Source organism: Streptomyces sp. NPDC093097, from assembly GCF_044754325.1.
Lineage (GTDB): Bacteria > Actinomycetota > Actinomycetes > Streptomycetales > Streptomycetaceae > Streptomyces.
In genome coordinates, this window is the sequence record NZ_JBIVOW010000032.1 from 1 (window position 1) to 19,271 (window position 19,271).

15 protein-coding genes and 1 pseudogene are annotated in these 19,271 nt (G+C 71.8%); 4 read left to right on the plus strand and 12 right to left on the minus strand.

Annotation, left to right across the window (positions count from 1 at the left end; all coding sequences use genetic code 11):
• Window positions 1-124 precede the first annotated feature (124 nt).
• Window positions 125-1,510, minus strand: coding sequence for a uracil-xanthine permease family protein (locus tag ACIQE0_RS35430; protein ID WP_402339754.1), 1,386 nt, complete (start codon window positions 1,508-1,510; stop codon window positions 125-127).
• Between the two features lie 371 nt (window positions 1,511-1,881).
• On the opposite strand from ACIQE0_RS35430, the pseudogene ACIQE0_RS35435 reads away from it, so the two are divergent.
• The 3 genes and pseudogenes from ACIQE0_RS35435 to ACIQE0_RS35445 form a co-directional block, all read left to right on the plus strand.
• Window positions 1,882-2,706 (plus strand): annotated as a pseudogene (locus ACIQE0_RS35435) (solute carrier family 23 protein); the annotation flags it as partial.
• 156 nt (window positions 2,707-2,862) lie between these two features.
• Window positions 2,863-3,618, plus strand: a complete 756-nt coding sequence (locus ACIQE0_RS35440) for a DUF5995 family protein (protein ID WP_366336799.1) — start codon at window positions 2,863-2,865, stop codon at window positions 3,616-3,618.
• Between the two features lie 102 nt (window positions 3,619-3,720).
• Entirely contained in the window at window positions 3,721-4,653 is a 933-nt protein-coding gene (locus ACIQE0_RS35445; protein WP_402339654.1) for a TIGR03619 family F420-dependent LLM class oxidoreductase, read from the plus strand.
• Between the two features lie 175 nt (window positions 4,654-4,828).
• Here the strand turns inward: ACIQE0_RS35445 and ACIQE0_RS35450 are convergent, their stop codons facing one another.
• Entirely contained in the window at window positions 4,829-6,520 is a 1,692-nt protein-coding gene (locus ACIQE0_RS35450; RefSeq protein WP_402339657.1) for a flavin monoamine oxidase family protein, read from the minus strand.
• 163 nt (window positions 6,521-6,683) lie between these two features.
• Window positions 6,684-7,490, minus strand: coding sequence for a carbon-nitrogen hydrolase family protein (locus ACIQE0_RS35455; RefSeq protein ID WP_402339660.1), 807 nt, complete (start codon window positions 7,488-7,490; stop codon window positions 6,684-6,686).
• Between the two features lie 343 nt (window positions 7,491-7,833).
• Between ACIQE0_RS35455 and ACIQE0_RS35460 the strand changes: the two genes are divergently transcribed.
• Window positions 7,834-8,358, plus strand: a complete 525-nt coding sequence (locus ACIQE0_RS35460) for a nuclear transport factor 2 family protein (RefSeq protein WP_402339663.1) — start codon at window positions 7,834-7,836, stop codon at window positions 8,356-8,358.
• 25 nt (window positions 8,359-8,383) lie between these two features.
• Here ACIQE0_RS35460 and ACIQE0_RS35465 read toward each other — a convergent pair whose 3' ends face one another.
• The 9 genes from ACIQE0_RS35465 to ACIQE0_RS35505 form a co-directional block, all read right to left on the minus strand.
• Window positions 8,384-8,839, minus strand: a complete 456-nt coding sequence (locus ACIQE0_RS35465; protein WP_366336809.1) for an Lrp/AsnC family transcriptional regulator — start codon at window positions 8,837-8,839, stop codon at window positions 8,384-8,386.
• A 10-nt stretch (window positions 8,840-8,849) separates the two neighbouring features.
• Window positions 8,850-10,322 (minus strand): amino acid permease, encoded by a 1,473-nt coding sequence (locus ACIQE0_RS35470; RefSeq protein WP_366336811.1) that lies wholly within the window; start codon window positions 10,320-10,322, stop codon window positions 8,850-8,852.
• Window positions 10,323-10,674: 352 nt separating this feature from the next.
• Window positions 10,675-12,138, minus strand: coding sequence for a GuaB1 family IMP dehydrogenase-related protein (locus tag ACIQE0_RS35475; protein WP_366336813.1), 1,464 nt, complete (start codon window positions 12,136-12,138; stop codon window positions 10,675-10,677).
• A 167-nt stretch (window positions 12,139-12,305) separates the two neighbouring features.
• On the minus strand, window positions 12,306-12,749 hold the full coding sequence (locus tag ACIQE0_RS35480) for a barstar family protein (RefSeq protein WP_366336815.1): 444 nt from the start codon (window positions 12,747-12,749) through the stop codon (window positions 12,306-12,308).
• Window positions 12,746-13,219 (minus strand): ribonuclease domain-containing protein, encoded by a 474-nt coding sequence (locus ACIQE0_RS35485; RefSeq protein WP_402339668.1) that lies wholly within the window; start codon window positions 13,217-13,219, stop codon window positions 12,746-12,748. Before ACIQE0_RS35485 ends, ACIQE0_RS35480 begins: the two co-directional genes overlap by 4 nt.
• Before the next feature lie 58 nt (window positions 13,220-13,277).
• Entirely contained in the window at window positions 13,278-14,267 is a 990-nt protein-coding gene (locus ACIQE0_RS35490; protein WP_402339671.1) for a sugar-binding transcriptional regulator, read from the minus strand.
• Window positions 14,268-14,472: 205 nt separating this feature from the next.
• Entirely contained in the window at window positions 14,473-15,153 is a 681-nt protein-coding gene (gene rpe / locus ACIQE0_RS35495) for a ribulose-phosphate 3-epimerase (RefSeq protein WP_366336821.1), read from the minus strand.
• A gap of 209 nt (window positions 15,154-15,362) precedes the next feature.
• Entirely contained in the window at window positions 15,363-17,585 is a 2,223-nt protein-coding gene (locus tag ACIQE0_RS35500) for an NADP-dependent isocitrate dehydrogenase (protein WP_402339675.1), read from the minus strand.
• A gap of 147 nt (window positions 17,586-17,732) precedes the next feature.
• Entirely contained in the window at window positions 17,733-19,172 is a 1,440-nt protein-coding gene (locus tag ACIQE0_RS35505; protein ID WP_366336824.1) for a transcription antitermination factor NusB, read from the minus strand.
• Between the last annotated feature and the right edge of the window lie 99 nt (window positions 19,173-19,271).

Consider the following 19,271-nt stretch of genomic DNA (forward strand, 5'->3'; position numbering starts at 1 on the left):
CCCGCAGTACCGGCCCGAGACCCTCGACGGCTTCATAGCCGGCACCGGCCTGACCCTCGACACCCCAACGTCACCCTGACAAGCCGAAGTCAGTAACGCGATTGAAGCAGCGGTTGGCCTTATCTCAGCCGCTACTGCCGGCAGAACCGTCGTAGTCACTGGTCCCAGCGTCAAGGAGCGGCATACCGCGCTGCCCGGCTACCTGTGAGAGCCAGCGCAGGCCGTGGTAGCCCGTCAGCACGATGAGCGTCCCGAGTGCGATGCCGCCGAGTTCGAAGTTCTTCGTGAACTTCAGGGAGACGCCGCCGATTGCCATGATGATGCCGGCAGCGGCAGGGATGAGGTTCAGCGGCACGGTGAAGTCGACCTTGTTGCGAATCCAGATCTGCGCGCCCAGCAGGCCGATCATGCCGTAGAGGATGACGGTGATGCCGCCCAGCACCCCGCCGGGGATCGCGGCCACCATCGCGCCGAACTTCGGGCACAGGCCGAACAGCACTGCGAAGCCGGCTGCGGCGGAGTACGCAGCGGTGGAGTAGACCCGGGTCGCCGCCATCACACCGATGTTCTCGGCATACGTCGTGGTGGCGGGGCCGCCCACAGCGGTGGACAGAACTGTCGCCGTGCCGTCGGCGACGATGGCCATGCCCATCTTGTCTTCGAGCGGGTCGCCGGTCATCTCACCGACCGCCTTGACGTGCCCGGCGTTCTCGGCCACCAGCGCCACCAGGACGGGCAGCGCCACCAACACCGCCGAGGCCGAGAAGTTCGGCGCGTGGAACGTGGGCAGCCCGATCCAGTCAGCCTTTTGAACGCCGGAGAAATCGATGCGCCAGTGGTCGGTGATCTTCCCCGCGCCGTTGGGTGAATGAATCATCCCCGTGGTGCGGTCGAGCACCCAGGACAGGACGTACCCGAAAACCAGGCCCAGGAAGATCGCGATCCGCGACCAGAAACCTCGGAGCACAACGAGGGCGAGGCCGGTGAACAACATGGTCGCAAGCGCCGTCCACTGATCCTGCGGCCAGTAGGTCGACGCCGTCACAGGGGCGAGGTTGAAGCCGATGAGCATGACGACTGCGCCCGTCACCACGGGCGGGAGAACTGCGTGGATCACACGCGCTCCCAGAATGTGGATGACGATGCCGCACCCCGCCAAGGCAGCACCCACCACGAGCATCGCGCCCGTCAGGGTGCCGGCGTCGCCTCCCTGCCCCGCGATCACGGCCGATACGCCGACGAAGGAGAGCGAGGACCCCAAATAGCTCGGGATGCGTCCGCGGGTCATCACCAGGAAAAGCACCGTGGCAACGCCAGATGCCATGAGGGCGAGACTGGGGTCCAACCCCATAAGAACCGGAGCGACAAAACACGCGCCGATCATCGAGACGACGTGCTGGGCACCGAGCGCGATCGTGCGGCCCCACGTCAAGCGTTCTCCAGGCTTGACGACCTCACCTGGCTTGAGGTTCCGCCCATCTCCGTGAACCTTCCACCCCAAGCCGACCATGAACACTCTCCACTTCTGCAACGCCCTGCACGTCAACAGAGCCGAGGTGATTCATAGTCGAACTACTGCTTCAGGACAAACTTGACCCGAAGTAGTTGCCGATCCGCGGCATTAATCCACTTCTGTCTCCATATCTATCCTGCGCTGCCTACAAGATCGCTAACGTCCCCATATGGATCTTGGCGATTGCCGCACGGTTGGCGATCGGCCTCGGACGCCCCGCTCCATGCCGGAGCCGGACGCGGCTACGAAGTTCTTGGCCAACACGCTCGCGAACATAGCCGCTTGGCGGGCGGCAGATACCGCGCAGCAGCCGCAGACAGGTGCCGCTCAAGAGCTGGCCGCGCGGTTCACCCCGCGAGAGTTCGAGCACGTGGTTCGGCTGCTCACTGTCGTTCGTCGGCGTCGCGGCCGTCATCCGGGCGCAGGGCGGCACCAGCGCCACGGTCACCGGCGCGGTGCTGGTGGTCGGCGTGGCGCTGTTCCTGATCGGACTGGCGGTGCAGCGGTTCGGGGCGCGGATCATCCACGCCGCGATGCCGCCGGTGGTGACCGGCGCCGTGGTGATGCTGATCGGCTTCAACCTGGCACCGGTGACGGCTGGCACGTACTGGCCGCAGGACCAGTGGGTGGCGCTGCTCACCATGCTGTTCACCGGGCTCGCGGTGGTCTGCCTGCGCGGTTTCTGGTCGCGGATCGCGATCTTCCTGGGCCTGGTCTTCGGCTACGGCATCTCCTGGGTCTTCGACCGGGCCTTCGGGATGATCCACTCCGTCAACGGCGCGGGGAAGGTCACCGACCACTGGCGGCTCGACTTCTCCGCGGTCGGCAAGGCCGACTGGATCGGCTTGCCGTCCTTCCACGGCCCCAGCTTCCAGTGGTCGGCGATCCTGGTGGCGCTGCCCGTCGTGATCGCCCAGATCTGGGTGCACAACAAGGTGGACCTGCGCAATCCGCTCAACCTCGTCCCGGTCGCCGCGGGCATCATCATCGGCATCGGCGGCGTCAGCCTGCACCTGACCCCCACCTTCGAACTGAGCGGCATCGCGCTGGGCACCATCGTGGTGCTCACCGGCTACCACGTCCTGCGGGCCCTGACCCCCGCGCACCTCAAGCAGCAGCAGCCGCTGCTGGACGAGGGCACCTCGGCCTACGACCGGCCGGACGGCCCGGAGGCCCCGGGCGACCGGGCGTAACGCCGGCGCGGTGATGGTCCGGGCCCGACCGCTCGACAGGCCCCGCCCGGACCGTCACCCGGCGCGCCCCGCAGCAGGCCGCGGGTTTGCCCTGATCCGCTCAACACACCCCCGCCATCGGCGTATTTCGGGGCATAGCGATGCCACGCTGAGCGGATGACGACCCTTCAGCAGCACGGCGGCAGCGGCCCGCAGCGCACCGCCGCAGAACCCGCCCCCCACGTCGCCGACGGCGCCGGACCCGCGCCGGCCACCGGGGTGGCACACGTACTGGAGCGGATGCGGGCGCTGGACCGGGCGCTGCCCGCCGACGACGGGGTGGCCGTCTTCAACCGGGTCTATCTGACCGTCACCGAGGCCGTCGCCCGGCAGGTGGGGGACGGCGCGTTCGAGGACGCCGAGGCCGCCGGGGAACTGGACGTCCAGTTCGCCCGCCGCTACTTCACCGCCGTCGACGCCGACGCCACCGGGCTGCGGCCGCCGGCCTGCTGGCGGCCGCTCTTCCACCTGCGGGGCCACCCCGGCATCCGCCCGCTCCAGTTCGCCCTGGCCGGCATCAACGCGCACATCGGCCACGACCTCGCACTGGCCGTCGTGGACACCTGCCGGGCGCTGGACTGCGAACCGCCCGCCCTGGAAGGCGACTTCGACCGCATCGGCACGATCCTGACCGGTCTGGAGGAGGGCATCCGGGAGACCCTGATGCCCGGCCCCGACCTCCTGGACATCGCCGATCCGCTCACCCACCTCATCGACTCCTGGAGCCTTGCGATGGCCCGCGACGGTGCCTGGGCCGCGGCCCGGATGATGTGGGGTGTCCGCCGACTCCCGGACGTGGCCGAGGAGTTCGCCGACCGCCTGGACGCGAGCGTGGGGCTGATCGGCCGCTGCCTGCTGACTCCCCTGGGGTAGCTCCGACGGCCGACGCGGGGGCTGTCCTGCGGGCGGCATCACGACGCGCGGCGCGCCGCGATCCCGTGCTGTCGCCCGGCACCCCGTCGTAGGGTGCCGCCCATGACGTTACGACTGGGACTGGGCCTGCCCCAGATGCCGCAGTACGACCCGCGGCGCGACGTACGGGCCGCGGCCCGCGCCGCGGAGGAGATCGGTTACGACAGCGTCTGGGTCTTCGAGCGGACGCTGTTCCCGCGCGAACCGCTCGACGGGCTCTACGGCGTACCGGGCCTGCCCTGGCCCGACTTCTACCGCCACTGCGCCGACCCGCTGGTCACCCTCACGCTGGCCGCCGCCGTCACCGACCGGGTCCGGCTGGGCAGCAGCGTGCTGGTCTCCGGTCTGCACGCGCCGTTCCCGCTCGCCCGGACGCTGGCGACGCTCGACGCGGCCAGCGGCGGGCGGGTGCTGGCGGGCCTGGGCACCGGCTGGTCGCAGGACGAGTACCGGGCCGCCGGGGTCACTCCGCACGCCGACCGCGGCGACCAGATGGACGAGCTGCTGGATGTCTGCGCGGCCGTCTGGGGCCCCGACCCGGTCGCCTACGAGGGCCGCTGGACGCGGATCGCACCGGCCTCGATCGGGCCCAAGCCCGCGCGCCCGATCCCGGTCTACCTGGCCGCGCAGGGCCGAAGGGCGCTGGAGCGGTTGGCCCGGCGCGCCGACGGCTGGCTGCCGGTCCAGCTGACGGGCGGGCAACTCACCGGGCAGCTGGCGCGGTTGGCCGCCGCGACCGAGCGGCACGGCCGCGACGCCGCGGAGCTGGACGTGGTGCTGCGGGTCGGGGTCGGGCTGACCGACGCACCGCTGCCCGCGGCCGACCGCCGCCCGTACACCGGCAGTCACGACCAGGTGCTGGCGGACCTCGCCGGGGCCGCCGAGGCCGGGGCCCATGAGGTCCTGCTGGACTTCCAGCAGCACTGCCGGGACGGCGCGGAGCTCACCGACCGGGCCGCCGACCTGCACGCCCGGATCCGGACGGCCGGGCTGTAGCACCGGCCTCGCGCACCCGGCGGCGGTCTCGCGCTCGGGCACCGCCCCCGACTCGGAACCGGACCCGGACGACCGTGCGGACGCGAACGACGACGGGCCCCGGAATTCACATCAACCGGGGCCCGCCGTACGTCAGTTGCGACGCCGGTCAGCTGCGACGTCCGCCAGCCGGCGCTCAGTCCTCCGGGAGCTCCACCGGCGCGATCGCGTCGTAGACGTCGCCGGGGCCCGGGTTGGCCGCGTCGGTGCCGCCGCCGAGGTGGTGCATCACGCCCCACACCGCGTTGAGCGCGGTCTGGATGGCACCCTCGGCCCAGCCCGCCGTCCAGGAGATGTCGTCGCCGGCGAGGAAGATGCCGCGCTTGTCCTCGGGGAGCAGCTCCTGCATGAAGTGGGTGAACAGGCGCCGCTGGTAGCGGTAGTGGCCCGGCAGGTTGGCCTTGAACGCGCCCATGAAGTACGGCTCGTTCTCCCAGGACACGGTCACCGGGTTGCCGATGATGTGCTTCCGGATGTCGACCTTCGGATAGATCTCGCCGAGCGACTTGAGCATGACCTCCAGGCGCTCGTTGGCCGACAGCGGCAGCCACTTCAGGCTGTCGTCGCACCAGGTGTAGGACAGGCAGATGACGGCCGGCTGGTCCGGGCCGTTGTCGAGGAGGTACGTGCCACGCGTCATCCGGTCGGTGAGCGTCATCGACATCACGTCGCGCCCGGTCTCCTCGTCCTTGTCCAGCCAGAACGGCCGGTCCACGGGCACGAAGAGCTTGCTGGACTCCATGTAGTGGGTGCGCTCGATCGCCGTCCAGTGGTCGATCGGGAACAGGTCGTCGTCGCAGTCGATCTTCGACAGCAGCATCCACGACTGGGCGGTGAAGACCACGGCCTTGTAGGAGCGGATGTCGCCGGAGGCGTCGGTGACGGTGATGCGGTTGCCGTCGGTGCGGTGCAGCCGGGTCACGGCCGGGCGCGGCGCGCCGCCGTGCAGCGAGGACAGCGAGGTGCCCGGCGCCCAGTGCACGGTCTTGGCCGGCTCGCGCTCCCACAGGCGCAGCGGCAGCTGCTGGGAGCCGCCGACGATGCCGCGGTGGTGGTCGTCGGCCTCGGTGTAGACGACCCGCAGGATCTCCAGGATGGAGTTGGGGAAGTCGGTGTCCCAGCCGCCGGTGCCGAAGCCGACCTGGCCGAAGATCTCGCGGTGCCGGAAGGAGGTGAACGCCTCGGAGTCGCAGAGGAAGCCGTAGAAGGTCTGGTTGTCCAGCTTCTCGACGAGCTTCGCCCAGATCTCGCGGATGCGCGGCACATCGCGCTCGCGCATCGCCTGGTTCATGTCGGAGAAGTCCGCGCCCTCCTCCAGGCAGGCGTTCCACGCCTCGGCGACCTGGCGGTAGACCGCGGGCAGGTCGTCGACGGTCTCGGCGTAGTGCGACTCGCCCTTGAGGTCGACGACGGTCGAGGGGGTGGACTCGGCGAGCGGGTTGGGAAACGGCGAGGTCGTCAGGCCCACCAGGTCGATGTAGTACTGGAGCGCCGTCGAGGACGGCGGGAAGCGCATCGCGCCCAGCTCGCAGTTGAGCTGCTCGTCGCAGCCGTCGAAGCCGACGGTGCGCAGCCGGCCGCCGATCTGGTCCGCCTCGTAGACGACGGGCTTGAGGCCCATCTTCATCAGCTCGTACGCGGTGACGATGCCGGAGAGGCCGCCGCCGACGATGGCCACCTCGGTGCCGTGCTCGGTCGCCGGGATCTGGCCGAGGCCCGCCGGGTGCGCGAGGAAGTCGTCGTAGGCGTAGGGGAAGTCCGGGCCGAACATGGTGATCGGCGGCTGCGCTGCGGTGTGCGGGACGGCGGGGGGCACCGTGGACGTCATCGGGCGGACTCCTTGCGGGCGGTACGGGCAGGACGGGCGGATATCAGGGCGTTTCGGGCGCGAGCGGGCACGGCGGGGCACACGCGTACACGAGGGGGTGTCAGCTCACGGCAGCGGGCCGGAGCGCGTCAGGGCAGATCGGGGCCGTCGGCCGCGGGGCCGGTCACGTCAGGCCGGTGTAGAGCTCCGGCCGCCGGTCGAGCAGATAGGGGTTGTCCTCCCGCGCCTGCGCAAGGAAGGCCGGGTCGACGGCGGCCTGCACCAGCTGCTCGGTGCGTCCGGCGCGGGTGCGGACGACCCCGTCCGGTCCGGCCAGGCAGCTGAGCCCGATGAACTCCAACTCCCCTTCCGCACCGACCCGGTTGATGTACGCGACGTACATCTGGTTCTCGAAGGCGCGCACCGGGATCATCTGCTCCGGCACGATCTGGAAGGGGTGCATCTGCGCGGTAGGCACCAGCAGCAGGTCGGTGCCGGCCAGCGCGTGCGCCCGGACGTTCTCCGGGAACTCCACGTCGTAGCAGACCAGCAGGCCGATCCGGATCCCGTCCAGCTCCGCCTGGACGACCTGCCGGTCCCCCGGGGTGAACCATTCCCGCTCGTAGCAGCCGAAGAGGTGGGTCTTGCGGTAGTTGGCGAGCGGGGTGCCGTCGGGGCCGATCAACTGGGCGGAGTTGTAGACCGCGCCCGGCTCCTCGGCGGCGCGCTCGGGGTAGCCGTAGAGCACCGCGATGCCGTGTTCGGCGGCGATCGCGGCGACGGCCCGGGCGCTGGCGCCGTCGGCCGGTTCGGCCAGGCGGTGCAGGTCGGCGTCGATGGCGTAGCCGGTGAGGAAGAGTTCGGGGCAGGCCAGCAGCCGGGCGCCGGTCGCGGCCGCCTCGCGGGCCGCGTCGGCGAGCACCGTGAGGTTGTACGCGACGTCACCGGGCCGTCCCGAACTCTGGAGCAGGGCGGTGTGCAGCGGCGACATGGGACCCCTCGACGGTGACGGTACGGGCGGGACGCAATGACGGTACGGGCCGCCGATGATCCGGGACAAGGCGCCAGCGTTGCGCGGCGACGGACGATTCGTTGCGCTTTCAAGGGCCACCGCGGCGATTCGTTGCACGGGACATCCGCGCTGGTGGCGCGGGACACCGGCGGGTGACGCCAGACTCCCACGACGGGGGGCCGGTCCGCGCACCCGCCACCGCAACGACGGCCGGTCCGTCCACCCACCACCGCCCCGCCACCGCTCCCCCGCGGCGGGACGGGCGGAGCACCCGCCGCCCCGCCGTTGACCTCAAGCCAGCTTGAGGTTGCAGGATCACCGCATGACCGCGAACGAGACCGCACCCACCGCCCCCGCCCCGTCGACCGCCGAGGCCACCCGACGCCCCACCGAACGACAGCTCCGACTCCTCGTCGACCGCGCCGAGATCACCGACCTGTTGGGCCGCTATCTGCGCTCACTGGACGAGGGAGTCTTCGACGACGCGTGGGGGCGCGCCTTCTACGCCGAGGACGCCATGGCGCGGATGCCGATCGGCACGGTCCGCGGCCGGGACGCGGTGGTGGCGCGCATCCGGGAGGGGATGGCGCTGTTCGACCGGACCGTGCACCTGGGCGGCACCGCCGTCATCGAGGTCGACGGCGACCGGGCCACCGCCCGCGCGCCCCAACTGAGCACCCATGTCCTGGCGGACGGGCCCCAGGCGTTGTTCGTCTCCGGCGGCCAGGCAGACACCGAACTGGTGCGGACGCCGGACGGCTGGCGGATCGCCGCCTCCGCGCTGCACATCGCCTGGACCCGGGGCACCCCGCCGCGCCTGCCGGCCGGGTGGGGCCCGGCGGAGTAGGCCTGAGGGGCCCGAAAGACACGCCCTAGCTGGGCGCGCCCGCCCCGTAGCGCCGCAGGAGCGGGGAGAGGACGAGGACGGACTTGGTGCGTTCGACGAACGGTTCCCCGGCGATCCGTTCCAGGACCCGCTCGAAGTGCCGCATGTCGGAGGCGAAGACCTGCACCAGGGCGTCCGCCTCACCGGTCACGGTGGAGGCGGACGCCACTTCCGGGTAGCGCGACAGGCCGCGGTGGATCGCCTCGGGCGAGGTGTTGCGGCGGCAGAAGATCTCGATGAACCCCTCGGTCTCCCAGCCGAGGGCGGCCGGGTCGACGCGCACCGTGAAGCCGGTGATCGCGCCGTCCGCCCGCAGCCGGTCCACCCGGCGTTTGACCGCCGGGGCGGACAGCCCGACCTCCTGGCCGATGTCCGCGTAGCTGCGGCGGGCGTCTTCGGCCAGGGCGTGGACGATGCGTTCGTCGAGATCGTTCAGTCGCACTGCGGGTGGTTCACTTTTCTGCGGTGGCCAATCGGGAGCGGCGCATGCCGTATCCGAAGTAGATCACAAGGCCGACCGCCATCCAGACACCGAAGACCACCCAGGTCACCAGGCCGAGGCTGCCCATCATGTAGATGCAGAGCAGGAAGCCGATCGCCGGGAAGAGCGGCGCGAACGGGGTGCGGAACGCCCGCGGCATGTCCGGCCGGGTCCGGCGCAGCACGATCACGGCCACGTTGACCAGCGCGAACGCGAAGAGCGTGCCGATGCTGGTGGCGTCCGCCAGCTCACCGAGCGGCACCGCGGCGGCGAGCACACCGCAGAAGAGGGAGACGATCACGGTGTTGACCCGGGGCACGCCGGTCTTGGGGTGGATCTTGGAGAACACCGTGGGCACCAGCCGGTCGCGGGACATCGCGAAGAGGATCCGGGTCTGGCCGTAGAGCACGGTCAGCACGACGCTGGCGATGGCGACGACGGCGCCGAAGGCCAGCAGGACCGACCAGTAGCCCTGACCGGTGACCGTCTTGAGGATCCCGGCGAGCGCGGCCTCCGAGCCCTTGAACTGCTGCCACGGCAGGGCGCCCACCGCGATGGCCGCGACCAGGCAGTAGAGCGTGGTGACGATCACCAGCGAGAGCATGATGGCGCGCGGCAGGTCGCGCTGCGGGTTCTTGGCCTCCTCGCCGGCCGTGGAGGCGGCGTCGAAGCCGATGTAGGAGAAGAACAGGGTGGCACCGGCGGCGCTGACGCCCGCCATGCCCATCGGCATGAAGTTGGCGTAGTTGCCGGACTTCACGCCCTGGAACGCGACGGCGCAGAACATCAGCAGCGTGACGATCTTGACGAGCACCATGATGGTGTTGGCCCGGGCGCTCTCCCTGGCACCGCCCAGCAGGAACACCATCGCCAGCAGCACGACCAGCAGCGCGGGCAGGTTGAAGAAGCCGCCCTGGCCCGGCGGTGCGGAGAGCGCGGCGGGGATGGTGAAGCCCAGCGTCCCGCCGAGGAACTCGTTGAGGTACTGGCCCCAGCCGACCGCGACCGCGGCGACCGAGACGCCGTACTCCAGGACCAGGCACCAGCCGCAGACCCAGGCGATCAGCTCGCCGAGGGTGGCGTAGGCGTAGGAGTAGGACGAGCCGGAGACCGGGATGGTGCCGGCCAGCTCGGCGTAGGAGAGCGCGGAGAACAGCGCCGTGATGCCGGCGATGACGAAGGACAGCACGACCGCGGGGCCGGCGTCCGGGACGGCCTCGCCGAGGACCACGAAGATGCCGGTGCCGAGCGTGGCACCGATGCTGATCATGGTCAGCTGCCAGACACCCATCGAGCGGCGGAGCGTACCCCCCTCGCCCTGGCCGCCCTCGGCGACCAACCGCTCGACCGGCTTGCGGCGCATCAACCGAGTGCCGAGTCCGCTACCTGCGGGCGGCGGGGAATAGCTGTCCCCCGGGGGCGGGGCGGCGCCGTTCTCCAACACTGGGGCTCCTTCGTCGCTGCCGGTCAGACTGACACATTCCGGCACATTCCGGTGACAGGACCGCAGCGGTCGGCAGGCAGGACGAACCGCCTTGCAGCAGGAGACCGCCGAGCAGGCGGTCGCCGCCACTCCACGTACAGCGCATGACCCTACGGCCCCTCGCTGACCTGCCGTAATGCAGGTTCCTTGCGCAATCGTGGTAGATCGTTGCGCTTGGCGGCGAAGTGCGGCGAATCGTTGCGCGCTCTCACAGTCAATCACGCGCCTGTCCGGAGAACGCGACCGGCCCCGCACCTGGCGGTGCGGGGCCGGTCGAGCGGCGGTGGCCGAAAGTCGTCGGTGGGCTCGCGGGTCAGTTCCAGCTGTCGTGCAGCGGCTTGCCCTCGGCGTAGCCGGCGGCGCTCTGGACGCCGACCACGGCCTTCTCCGTGAACTCCGCCAGGGAGGCGGCACCGGCGTAGGTGCAGGAGCTGCGGACGCCCGCGATGATCGAGTCGATCAGGTCCTCGACGCCGGGGCGGGCCGGGTCGATGAACATCCGCGAGGTGGAGATGCCCTCCTCGAACAGCGCCTTGCGGGCGCGGTCGTAGGCCGACTCCTCGCTGGTGCGGTTGCGCACCGCACGCGCCGAGGCCATCCCGAAGCTCTCCTTGTACGGCCGGCCCTCGGCGGTGTGCTGGAGGTCGCCGGGCGACTCCAGGGTGCCGGCGAACCACGAGCCGACCATGACGTTGGACGCGCCGGCGGCCAGCGCCATGGCCACGTCGCGGGGGTGGCGGACGCCGCCGTCGGCCCAGACGTGCTTGCCGTACTTCCTGGCCTCGGCGGCGCACTCCAGCACCGCGGAGAACTGCGGCCGGCCCACACCGGTCATCATGCGGGTGGTGCACATGGCGCCGGGGCCGACACCGACCTTGATGATGTCCGCGCCGGCCTCGATGAGGTCGCGCACACCGGAGGCGGCGACGATGTTGCCCGCGACGATCGGGACCTGCGGGTCCAGCGCCCGGACCGCCTTGATCGCGCTGATCATCGACTCCTGGTGGCCGTGCGCGGTGTCCACCACGAGGGTGTCCACGCCGGCGTCCAGCAGCGCCTTGGCCTTGCCGGCCACATCGCCGTTGATGCCCACGGCGGCCGCGATCCGCAGCCTGCCGTCGGCGTCGGTGGCGGGGGTGTAGAGGGTGGCGCGCAGCGCGCCCTTGCGGGTGAGGACGCCGACCAGCCGGCCGTCCGCGTCGACCGCGGGGGCCAGCTTGCGGTTGGCGGCGTCGAGGCGGTTGAACGCCTCGCGCGGGTCGATGTCCGCGTCCAGCACCAGTAGGTCCTTGGACATGACCTCGGAGACCTGGGTGAAGCGGTCCACCCCGGCCATGTCGTGCTCGGTGACGACGCCGACCGGCCGGCCGCCCTCGACCACGATGCCCGCGCCGTGCGCCCGCTTGGGCAGCAGCGACAGCGCGTCCGCCACGGTGGAGACCGGGGACAGCACGATCGGGGTGTCCAGCACCAGGTGGCGCTGCTTGACCCAGGTGACGACGTCGGTGACGACGTCGATCGGGATGTCCTGGGGGATGACGACCAGACCACCGCGGCGGGCGACGGTCTCGGCCATGCGGCGACCGGCGATCGCGGTCATGTTGGCGACCACCAGGGGGATGGTCGTGCCGGAGCCGTCCCGCGAGGCGAGGTCCACGGCCTGGCGGGAGCCCACCGCCGAGCGGCTGGGCACCATGAACACGTCGTCGTAGGTCAGGTCGTAGGGCACCGAAGAACTCTCTTCGAGGGCGCCGTTCTTCGGGTTCAGGAATCGCATACCGCCAGGATACGGGCCCTGACCTGGTCTCATGCGATAGTCCTACGACCTCTCGGGGGCTGTGTGGGATCCGCCAATCCGGGGGTCCGGCCACTGGGACGCCGCCTCACGCAACGCGCCCGTGACGTCGCGGAACGGCGCCCCGCGCGGCCCCGTGAACCGGGCGGTCAGACGCCCTGCCGGCCGCGCCCGCCGGCCATGATCACCGCGAGCCCGGTGGCGGTGTCCCGCCAGTACCCGACGGCGTCCGCCAGCACCTGCTCAAACACCCCCCACTCCTCGGGAGCGGCGGACGCATACGTCTGCCAGCCGGTGACGACCAGCAGCCGGCCGCGCGACGGGGGGCACCAGGACAGATCGGTCAGGCAGTCCGCCAGCGCGTCCCAGTTGGCGCCGAAGTAGGCGGGGAAGTCCAGCGCCGCGGCGCACCGGGCCATGAAGGCGGCCTTGTCGCCCACGTCGGCGAGGTCGAGCGCGGCGGCGTTCCAGCCCGCGTCCCCGGCCGCGGCCAGGGCGTCCGCCACCGGGCGGTCGGCCGGCCACGGGAGCACCCCCGCCGGCGTCCGCCCGTCGAGCACCGCGGCCAGCGCCGGGGGCACCTCGGGGCTCACCGGAGCACCGCCTTGAAGGACTTGTAGTGGTCGTCGGTGTAGAAGAACTCGTGGTGCTTGCCGGCGATCAGGCGGCGGGCGCCGCGGTTGCGGGAACCGGGGGTGTCGACCGTGTACTCGTGGTAGTAGCCGCGCGGCTCGTTCGGCAGCCGCTTCTCGTAGTTGCCGAAGACGGTGCCGTCCTTCGGGTACGGGAACGGCCCGCCGGCGTCGATCAGCTTGAGGGTGTGCTGCGCCTCGGTGGGCAGCCCCTTCGCCGGGACGGTCGGGTAGCCCTTGGCCCAGGGCGGTGCGGTGCCGCCGCCGGGCGAGCGGTTGTCGGCCGTGGCGGTCGCGACCGGATGGTGCGCGCCGGCCGAACTCCCCTTGCCGGCACCGCCGGTGGAGCAGCCGGTCAGAACGAGGAGCAGGGCGGCGAGCAGCGCGCCGAGGACGGCGGCGGCCCGGCGCGGGGCGGTGTGGATCAGCATGCGCCGATGCTGTCACAGCCGCGCGCGGGCTGCTCGCCGGTGGGGACGCCGCCCCGGCTCAGTGCCCGTCGGGGTCCGCGCGGTCCAGCGCCGGCCGGGGGCCGGGGCCGGTCTCCAGCAGCAGGTGGTCGGCGGCGGCGGTGTCCGTCACCAGGCTCGTCACGAGCCCGGAGCGGAGCACCGCGCCGATGGCCGCGGCCTTGCGCCGGCCGCCGGCGATCGCCACCACCTCGGGGATCCGGCGCAGCCGGTCCGCCTCCACCGTGATGCACCGCTCGCCCAGGTCGCGGCCGATGCGCCGCCCCTCGGCGTCGAAGAGGTGCGCGGACATCTCGGCGGCCGCGCCCAGCGAGGCGTAGTGCTCCCGCTCCTCCTCGGACAGCATGTCGTAGACGGTCGAGACGCCCGGCTCCCAGGAGCCGATGGAGACGCAGGCGACGGTGACCTTGTCGAAGTACTCGAAGGCGCGGGAGATGCCGGTCTGGCCGCGCAGCGCGGCGGCGGTCGCCGAGTCCGGCAGCAGCATCGGCGCGTAGATCGGGTGCGCCTCGCCCCCGGAGACGTCGGCCGCGCGGCGGACCGCCTCGACCGAACCGCGGTCGGCGGTCCCGGCGTCGTAGACCCCGGTCAGCTGGACGACCGTGCACGGCGGCAGCTGGTGCAGCGCGGCCGCCATGTGGATCGTCGAACGGCCCCAGGCGAGGCCCAACACATCGCCCTCGGCGACGAGTTCGCCGAGCAGGTCGGCGGCCACCTCGCCGAGGTTCTCGGGGTCGGCGGCGTCCTCCGTGGCGTCGGCGGGCGACTCCACGACGACGGCGTGCCGCAGGCCGTAACGGGCGCGCAGGGCGTCGGAACGCTCCGCGTCCAGTTCGGAGGGCACCCGGATCTCGATCCGCACGAGATCGCGCTCCAGGGCCGTCTCCAGCACGCGGGCGACCTTGAATCGGCTGACGCCGAACTCCTCCGCGATCTGGATCTTGGACTTGCCCTCAAGGTAGAAGCGGCGGGCCATGGCCGCGGCCTGCACCAGCTCGGCAGGGCCCATTCCGGACTGTGGGCGGCTGGCTACCACGAAAATCTCCCCTTTTGCGCATCTGATCGAGTCTTTGCTCATCCTTTCAGAAACCCGAGGTGTACGGGGTCCAGGACGGGCACGACGGGCATGAACGCTCGGTAGCCGTCAGGTCAACCGACGGCGGTGCGCGCCGGACGGGCCGGGACCGGCCGCCATGGCGGGCCGTACGGCACGGTCAGTGGGCGCAGCCCCAGCTCGCGGCCGTCGCCGCCTCGGCCTTCTCCCGCAGGTCGCGGACGGCCTTGGCCGGATCGTCCGCCCCGTACACCGCGGAGCCCGCGACGAACACGTCGGCGCCGGCCTCCGCGCAGCGCTCGATGGTCTCCGCCGAGACCCCGCCGTCCACCTGGAGCCACATCTGCAGGCCGTGCCGCGAGATCAGCTCACGGGTGCGGCGGATCTTCGGCAGCATGATGTCCAGGAACGCCTGGCCGCCGAAGCCCGGCTCGACGGTCATGATCAGCACCATGTCCAGCTCGGGCAGCAGGTCCTCGAACGGCTCGATCGGGGTCGCCGGCTTCAGCGCCATCGACGCCCGCGCGCCCTTGGCCCGGATCTCCCGCGCCAGCCGCACCGGCGCCCCGGCCGCCTCCGCGTGGAAGGTGACCGAACCGGCCCCGGCCTCCACGTACTGCGGCGCCCAGCGGTCCGGGTCCTCGATCATCAGGTGCAGATCGAGGGGGGTCTCCGTCGCCTTGCTCAGCGCCTCGACGATCGGCACACCGAGCGTGAGGTTGGGCACGAAGTGGTTGTCCATCACGTCGACATGGAGCCAGTCGGCGCCCTCGACGGCCTTCGCCTCCTCGGCGAGGCGGGCGAAGTCGGCGGACAGGATGCTGGGGTTGATCAAGGCCATGCCCCCAGTATGCGGGTCCGCTCACGCCCGGACCGCGCCGGGCCGCCAGGTCCTGCCGGCACGCTCCCGTCGTCTGCCCGCGGAGCAGGCCGGACGGCGGGTGAGGGCGACGACGGGACCTGGAACCCCGCCACCCCGTACACGGGCCGGCACCAGGCCGCCCCGGCCGGACACGCGGCCCGGCCGGGGCGGACGAGGTGGTGCGGTGGTCAGCCCTTCAGGACGGCCAGCGCCTGGTTCAGCGTCTTCGACGGACGCATCACCGCGGACGCCTTGGCCGCGTCGGGGCGGAAGTAGCCACCGATGTCGGCCGGGGAGCCCTGCACGGCGATCAGCTCGTCGACGATGGTCTGCTCCTGCTCGGCCAGCGTCGCGGCCAGCGGCCCGAACGCCTCGGCCAGCTGCGCGTCGTCGGTCTGCTTGGCCAGCTCCTGGGCCCAGTAGAGCGCCAGGTAGAAGTGGCTGCCGCGGTTGTCGATGCCGCCCAGCTTCCGGCTCGGCGACTTGTTCTCGTTGAGGAACGAGCCGGTCGCGCGGTCCAGGGTGTCGGCGAGGACCTTGGCACGGGCGTTGCCGGTGGTGGTCGCCAGGTGCTCGAAGCTGACCGCGAGCGCGAGGAACTCACCCAGGCTGTCCCAGCGCAGGTAGTTCTGCTTGACCAGCTGCTGGACGTGCTTGGGGGCGGAGCCGCCGGCGCCGGTCTCGAAGAGGCCACCGCCGTTCATCAGCGGCACGACCGACAGCATCTTGGCGCTGGTGCCCAGCTCCAGGATCGGGAACAGGTCGGTCAGGTAGTCGCGCAGCACGTTGCCGGTGACCGAGATGGTGTCCTCGCCGCGGCGGATCCGCTCGATCGAGAGCTTGGTGGCCTCGACCGGGGAGAGGACCCTGATGTCCAGGCCCTCGGTGTCGTGCTCCGGCAGGTACTGCTCGACCTTGGCGATCAGCTGCGCGTCGTGGGCGCGCTCCTTGTCCAGCCAGAACACGGCCGGGTTGCCGGTGGCGCGGGCGCGGGTGACGGCCAGCTTGACCCAGTCGCGGATCGGGGCGTCCTTGGTCTGGCAGGCGCGGAAGATGTCACCGGCGGCGACGGCCTGCTCCAGGACGACGGTGCCGTCCTGGTCGACCAGGCGGACGGTGCCCGCGGCCGCGATCTCGAAGGTCTTGTCGTGGGAGCCGTACTCCTCGGCCTTCTGGGCCATCAGGCCGACGTTCGGCACCGAGCCCATGGTGGACGGGTCGTAGGCGCCGTGCGCGCGGCAGTCCTCGACGACGGCCTGGTAGACACCGGAGTAGGAGGAGTCCGGCAGCACCGCGAGGGTGTCGGCCTCCTGGCCGTCCGGGCCCCACATGTGGCCGGAGGTGCGGATCATGGCCGGCATCGACGCGTCGACGATCACGTCCGACGGAACGTGCAGGTTGGTGATGCCGTTGTCGGAGTCGACCATGGCCAGCGCCGGGCCCTCGGCGATCTCCGCGTCGAAGGACGCCTTGATCGCGTCGCCCTCGGGGAGGGCGGCCAGGCCCTTGAGGACGGTGCCCAGACCGTCGTTCGCGGACAGGCCGGCGGCGGCCAGCGTCTCGCCGTACTGCGCGAAGGTCTTCGGGAAGAAGGCGCGCACGACGTGGCCGAAGATGATCGGGTCGGAGACCTTCATCATCGTGGCCTTCAGGTGCACGGAGAACAGCACGCCCTCGGCCTTGGCGCGGGCGACCTGCGCGGCGAGGAACTCGTTCAGCGCGGCGGCGCGCATCACGGAGGCGTCGACGACCTCGTCCTTGAGCACCGGCACGGACTCGCGCAGCACGGTGGCGGCGCCGTCCTCACCGACCAGCTCGATGCGCAGCGCGCCGTCCTTGGCGATCACCGCGGACTTCTCGGTGGAACGGAAGTCGTCCGCGCCCATGGTCGCGACGTCGGTCTTGGACTCGGCGGTCCAGGCACCCATGCGGTGCGGGTGCGCCTTGGCGTAGTTCTTGACCGAGGCGGGCGCCCGGCGGTCCGAGTTGCCCTCGCGCAGCACGGGGTTGACGGCGCTGCCCTTGACCTTGTCGTAGCGGGCGCGGATGTCGCGCTCCTCGTCGGTCTTCGGGTCGTCCGGGTAGGCCGGGAGCGCGTAGCCCTGCTCCTGGAGCTCGGCGATGGCCGCCTTGAGCTGCGGGATGGAGGCCGAGATGTTCGGCAGCTTGATGATGTTGGCGGCGGGCGTCTTGGCCAGCTCACCGAGCTCGGCGAGGGCGTCGGGGATCCGCTGCTCCTCCTTGAGGTACTCGGGGAACACCGCGATGATCCGGCCGGACAGCGAGATGTCGCGGGTCTCCAGCGTCACCCCGGCCGTCGCCGCGTACGCCTCCACCACCGGCAGGAACGAATACGTCGCCAGGGCCGGGGCCTCATCAGTGTGGGTGTAAATGATGGTCGAGTCAGTCACCGGGTCCGCTCCATCCACGTCTTCAAAATTGCTCGACATCAAGATATCAACATTGCTCGACATCAAGATATCTCCTCGCCCGGTCCGCCTCCGCGGGGGTCCGCTCCCCCGCCCGACCGGAACCGGCCACCGCCGACGGCGAACCCGTCAGGCGGTCCGCCGCAGCAGCGCCAGATACATCGCGTCGGTCCCGTGCAGATGCGGCCACAGCTGCACGTCCGGGCCGTCGCCGAGCGCCGGGACGCCGGGCATCAGCGGCCGGGCGTCGATCCACTCGGCCTCGGCCGCCGGACCGCCCCGCCCCTTGAGGACGTCCTCCACCACCGCCCGGGTCTCCGCCGGATGCGGCGAGCAGGTCGCATAGCCCACCACGCCGCCGACCCGCACCGCCGCCAGCGCCTGCCGCAGCAACTCCCGTTGCAGCGGCGCGAATCCGGCGAGGTCCTCGGGGCGGCGGCGCCAGCGCGCCTCCGGCCGCCGGCGCAACGCGCCCAGGCCGGTGCACGGCACGTCCACCAGCACCCGGTCGAAGGCCCCCGGCCGCCACGCCGGGCGGGTGCCGTCCGCGGCGATCACCGCGTACGGACCGGGGTTGCCCTCCAGCGCCCGGGCCACCAGCCGCGCCCGGTGCGGCTGCTTCTCCGACGCCAGCAGGGCCGCGCCCCGCTGCGCCGCCAGCGCGCCCAGCAGCGCCGCCTTGCCGCCCGGTCCCGCGCAGCCGTCCAGCCAGGTCCGGTCCGGGCCGTCCAACGGCGCGTCGGCCAGTGCCATGGCGACCAGCTGACTGCCCTCGTCCTGCACTCCGGCGCGGCCCTCGCGCACCGCGTCCAGCGCGCCCGGCTCCCCGCCCTCGGCGAGCCGGACCGCATACGGCGACCACCGGCCCGGCACCGCGCCGTCCTCGTCCGTGGCCGCCAGCAGCTCCTCCGCGGTGGCCCGGCCGGGCCGCGCCACCAGCGTCACCTCGGGACGCTCGTTGTCCGCCGCCAGCAGGTCCTCGATGCCCGCCCGGCCGCCGCCGAGGGCGTCCCACAGGGCGGAGACGATCCAGCGCGGATGCGCGTGCACGATCCCCAGGTGCTCCTCGGGGTCCTCGTCGTACTCCGGAGCCACCCGCTCCAGCCAGCCGTCCAGATCGTCCGCCGCGACCTTGCGCAGCACCGCGTTGACGAACTTCGCCCGGCCGTCGCCCAGCACCACCCGGGCCAGCTCCACCGTGGCGCTGACCGCCGCGTGCGTCGGGATCCGCGTACCGAGCAACTGGTGCGCGCCCAGCGTCAGTACGTCCAGCACCGGCGGGTCCACCTCGCGCAGCGGCCGGTCCACGCAACGGGACAGGATCGCGTCATAGGTGCCCTGGCGGCGCAGTGAGCCGTAGACCAGCTCGGTGGCCAGCGCCGCGTCCCGGGCGTCGAAGTCCCCGCCCTCGCGCGCCTTGCGCAGCAGCGGCGGCAGGACGAGGTTGGCGTACGCGTCCCGCTCGTCCACCGCCCGCAGCGCCTCGAACGCGAGGACCCGGACCGGGTCCTTCTTCGGACGGCGGTAGGGCTTGCGGGTGCCATGGCGGCGGGGCGGCTGCTCACTCACGAAAAAGGTGCTCCGGTGTTACGGGTTCGGGTTCCGCCCCAGCCTACGCGGGCCCCTGGCCGCCGGCGCGCGCGGACGGCCCCCGGGACCGCACCGCGC

Excerpts from the sequence above, each read along its gene's own strand:
- ACIQE0_RS35475 (WP_366336813.1), bottom strand. The coding sequence starts at position 12,138 with ATGCGATTCCTGAACCCGAAGAACGGCGCCCTCGAAGAGAGTTCTTCG.
- ACIQE0_RS35455 (WP_402339660.1), bottom strand. The coding sequence starts at position 7,490 with ATGTCGCCGCTGCACACCGCCCTGCTCCAGAGTTCGGGACGGCCCGGT.
- ACIQE0_RS35485 (WP_402339668.1), bottom strand. The coding sequence starts at position 13,219 with ATGCTGATCCACACCGCCCCGCGCCGGGCCGCCGCCGTCCTCGGCGCG.
- ACIQE0_RS35460 (WP_402339663.1), top strand. The coding sequence starts at position 7,834 with ATGACCGCGAACGAGACCGCACCCACCGCCCCCGCCCCGTCGACCGCC.
- rpe (WP_366336821.1), bottom strand. The coding sequence starts at position 15,153 with ATGGCCTTGATCAACCCCAGCATCCTGTCCGCCGACTTCGCCCGCCTC.
- ACIQE0_RS35450 (WP_402339657.1), bottom strand. The coding sequence starts at position 6,520 with ATGACGTCCACGGTGCCCCCCGCCGTCCCGCACACCGCAGCGCAGCCG.
- ACIQE0_RS35445 (WP_402339654.1), top strand. The coding sequence starts at position 3,721 with ATGACGTTACGACTGGGACTGGGCCTGCCCCAGATGCCGCAGTACGAC.
- ACIQE0_RS35440 (WP_366336799.1), top strand. The coding sequence starts at position 2,863 with ATGACGACCCTTCAGCAGCACGGCGGCAGCGGCCCGCAGCGCACCGCC.
- ACIQE0_RS35430 (WP_402339754.1), bottom strand. The coding sequence starts at position 1,510 with ATGGTCGGCTTGGGGTGGAAGGTTCACGGAGATGGGCGGAACCTCAAG.
- ACIQE0_RS35490 (WP_402339671.1), bottom strand. The coding sequence starts at position 14,267 with ATGGGCCCTGCCGAGCTGGTGCAGGCCGCGGCCATGGCCCGCCGCTTC.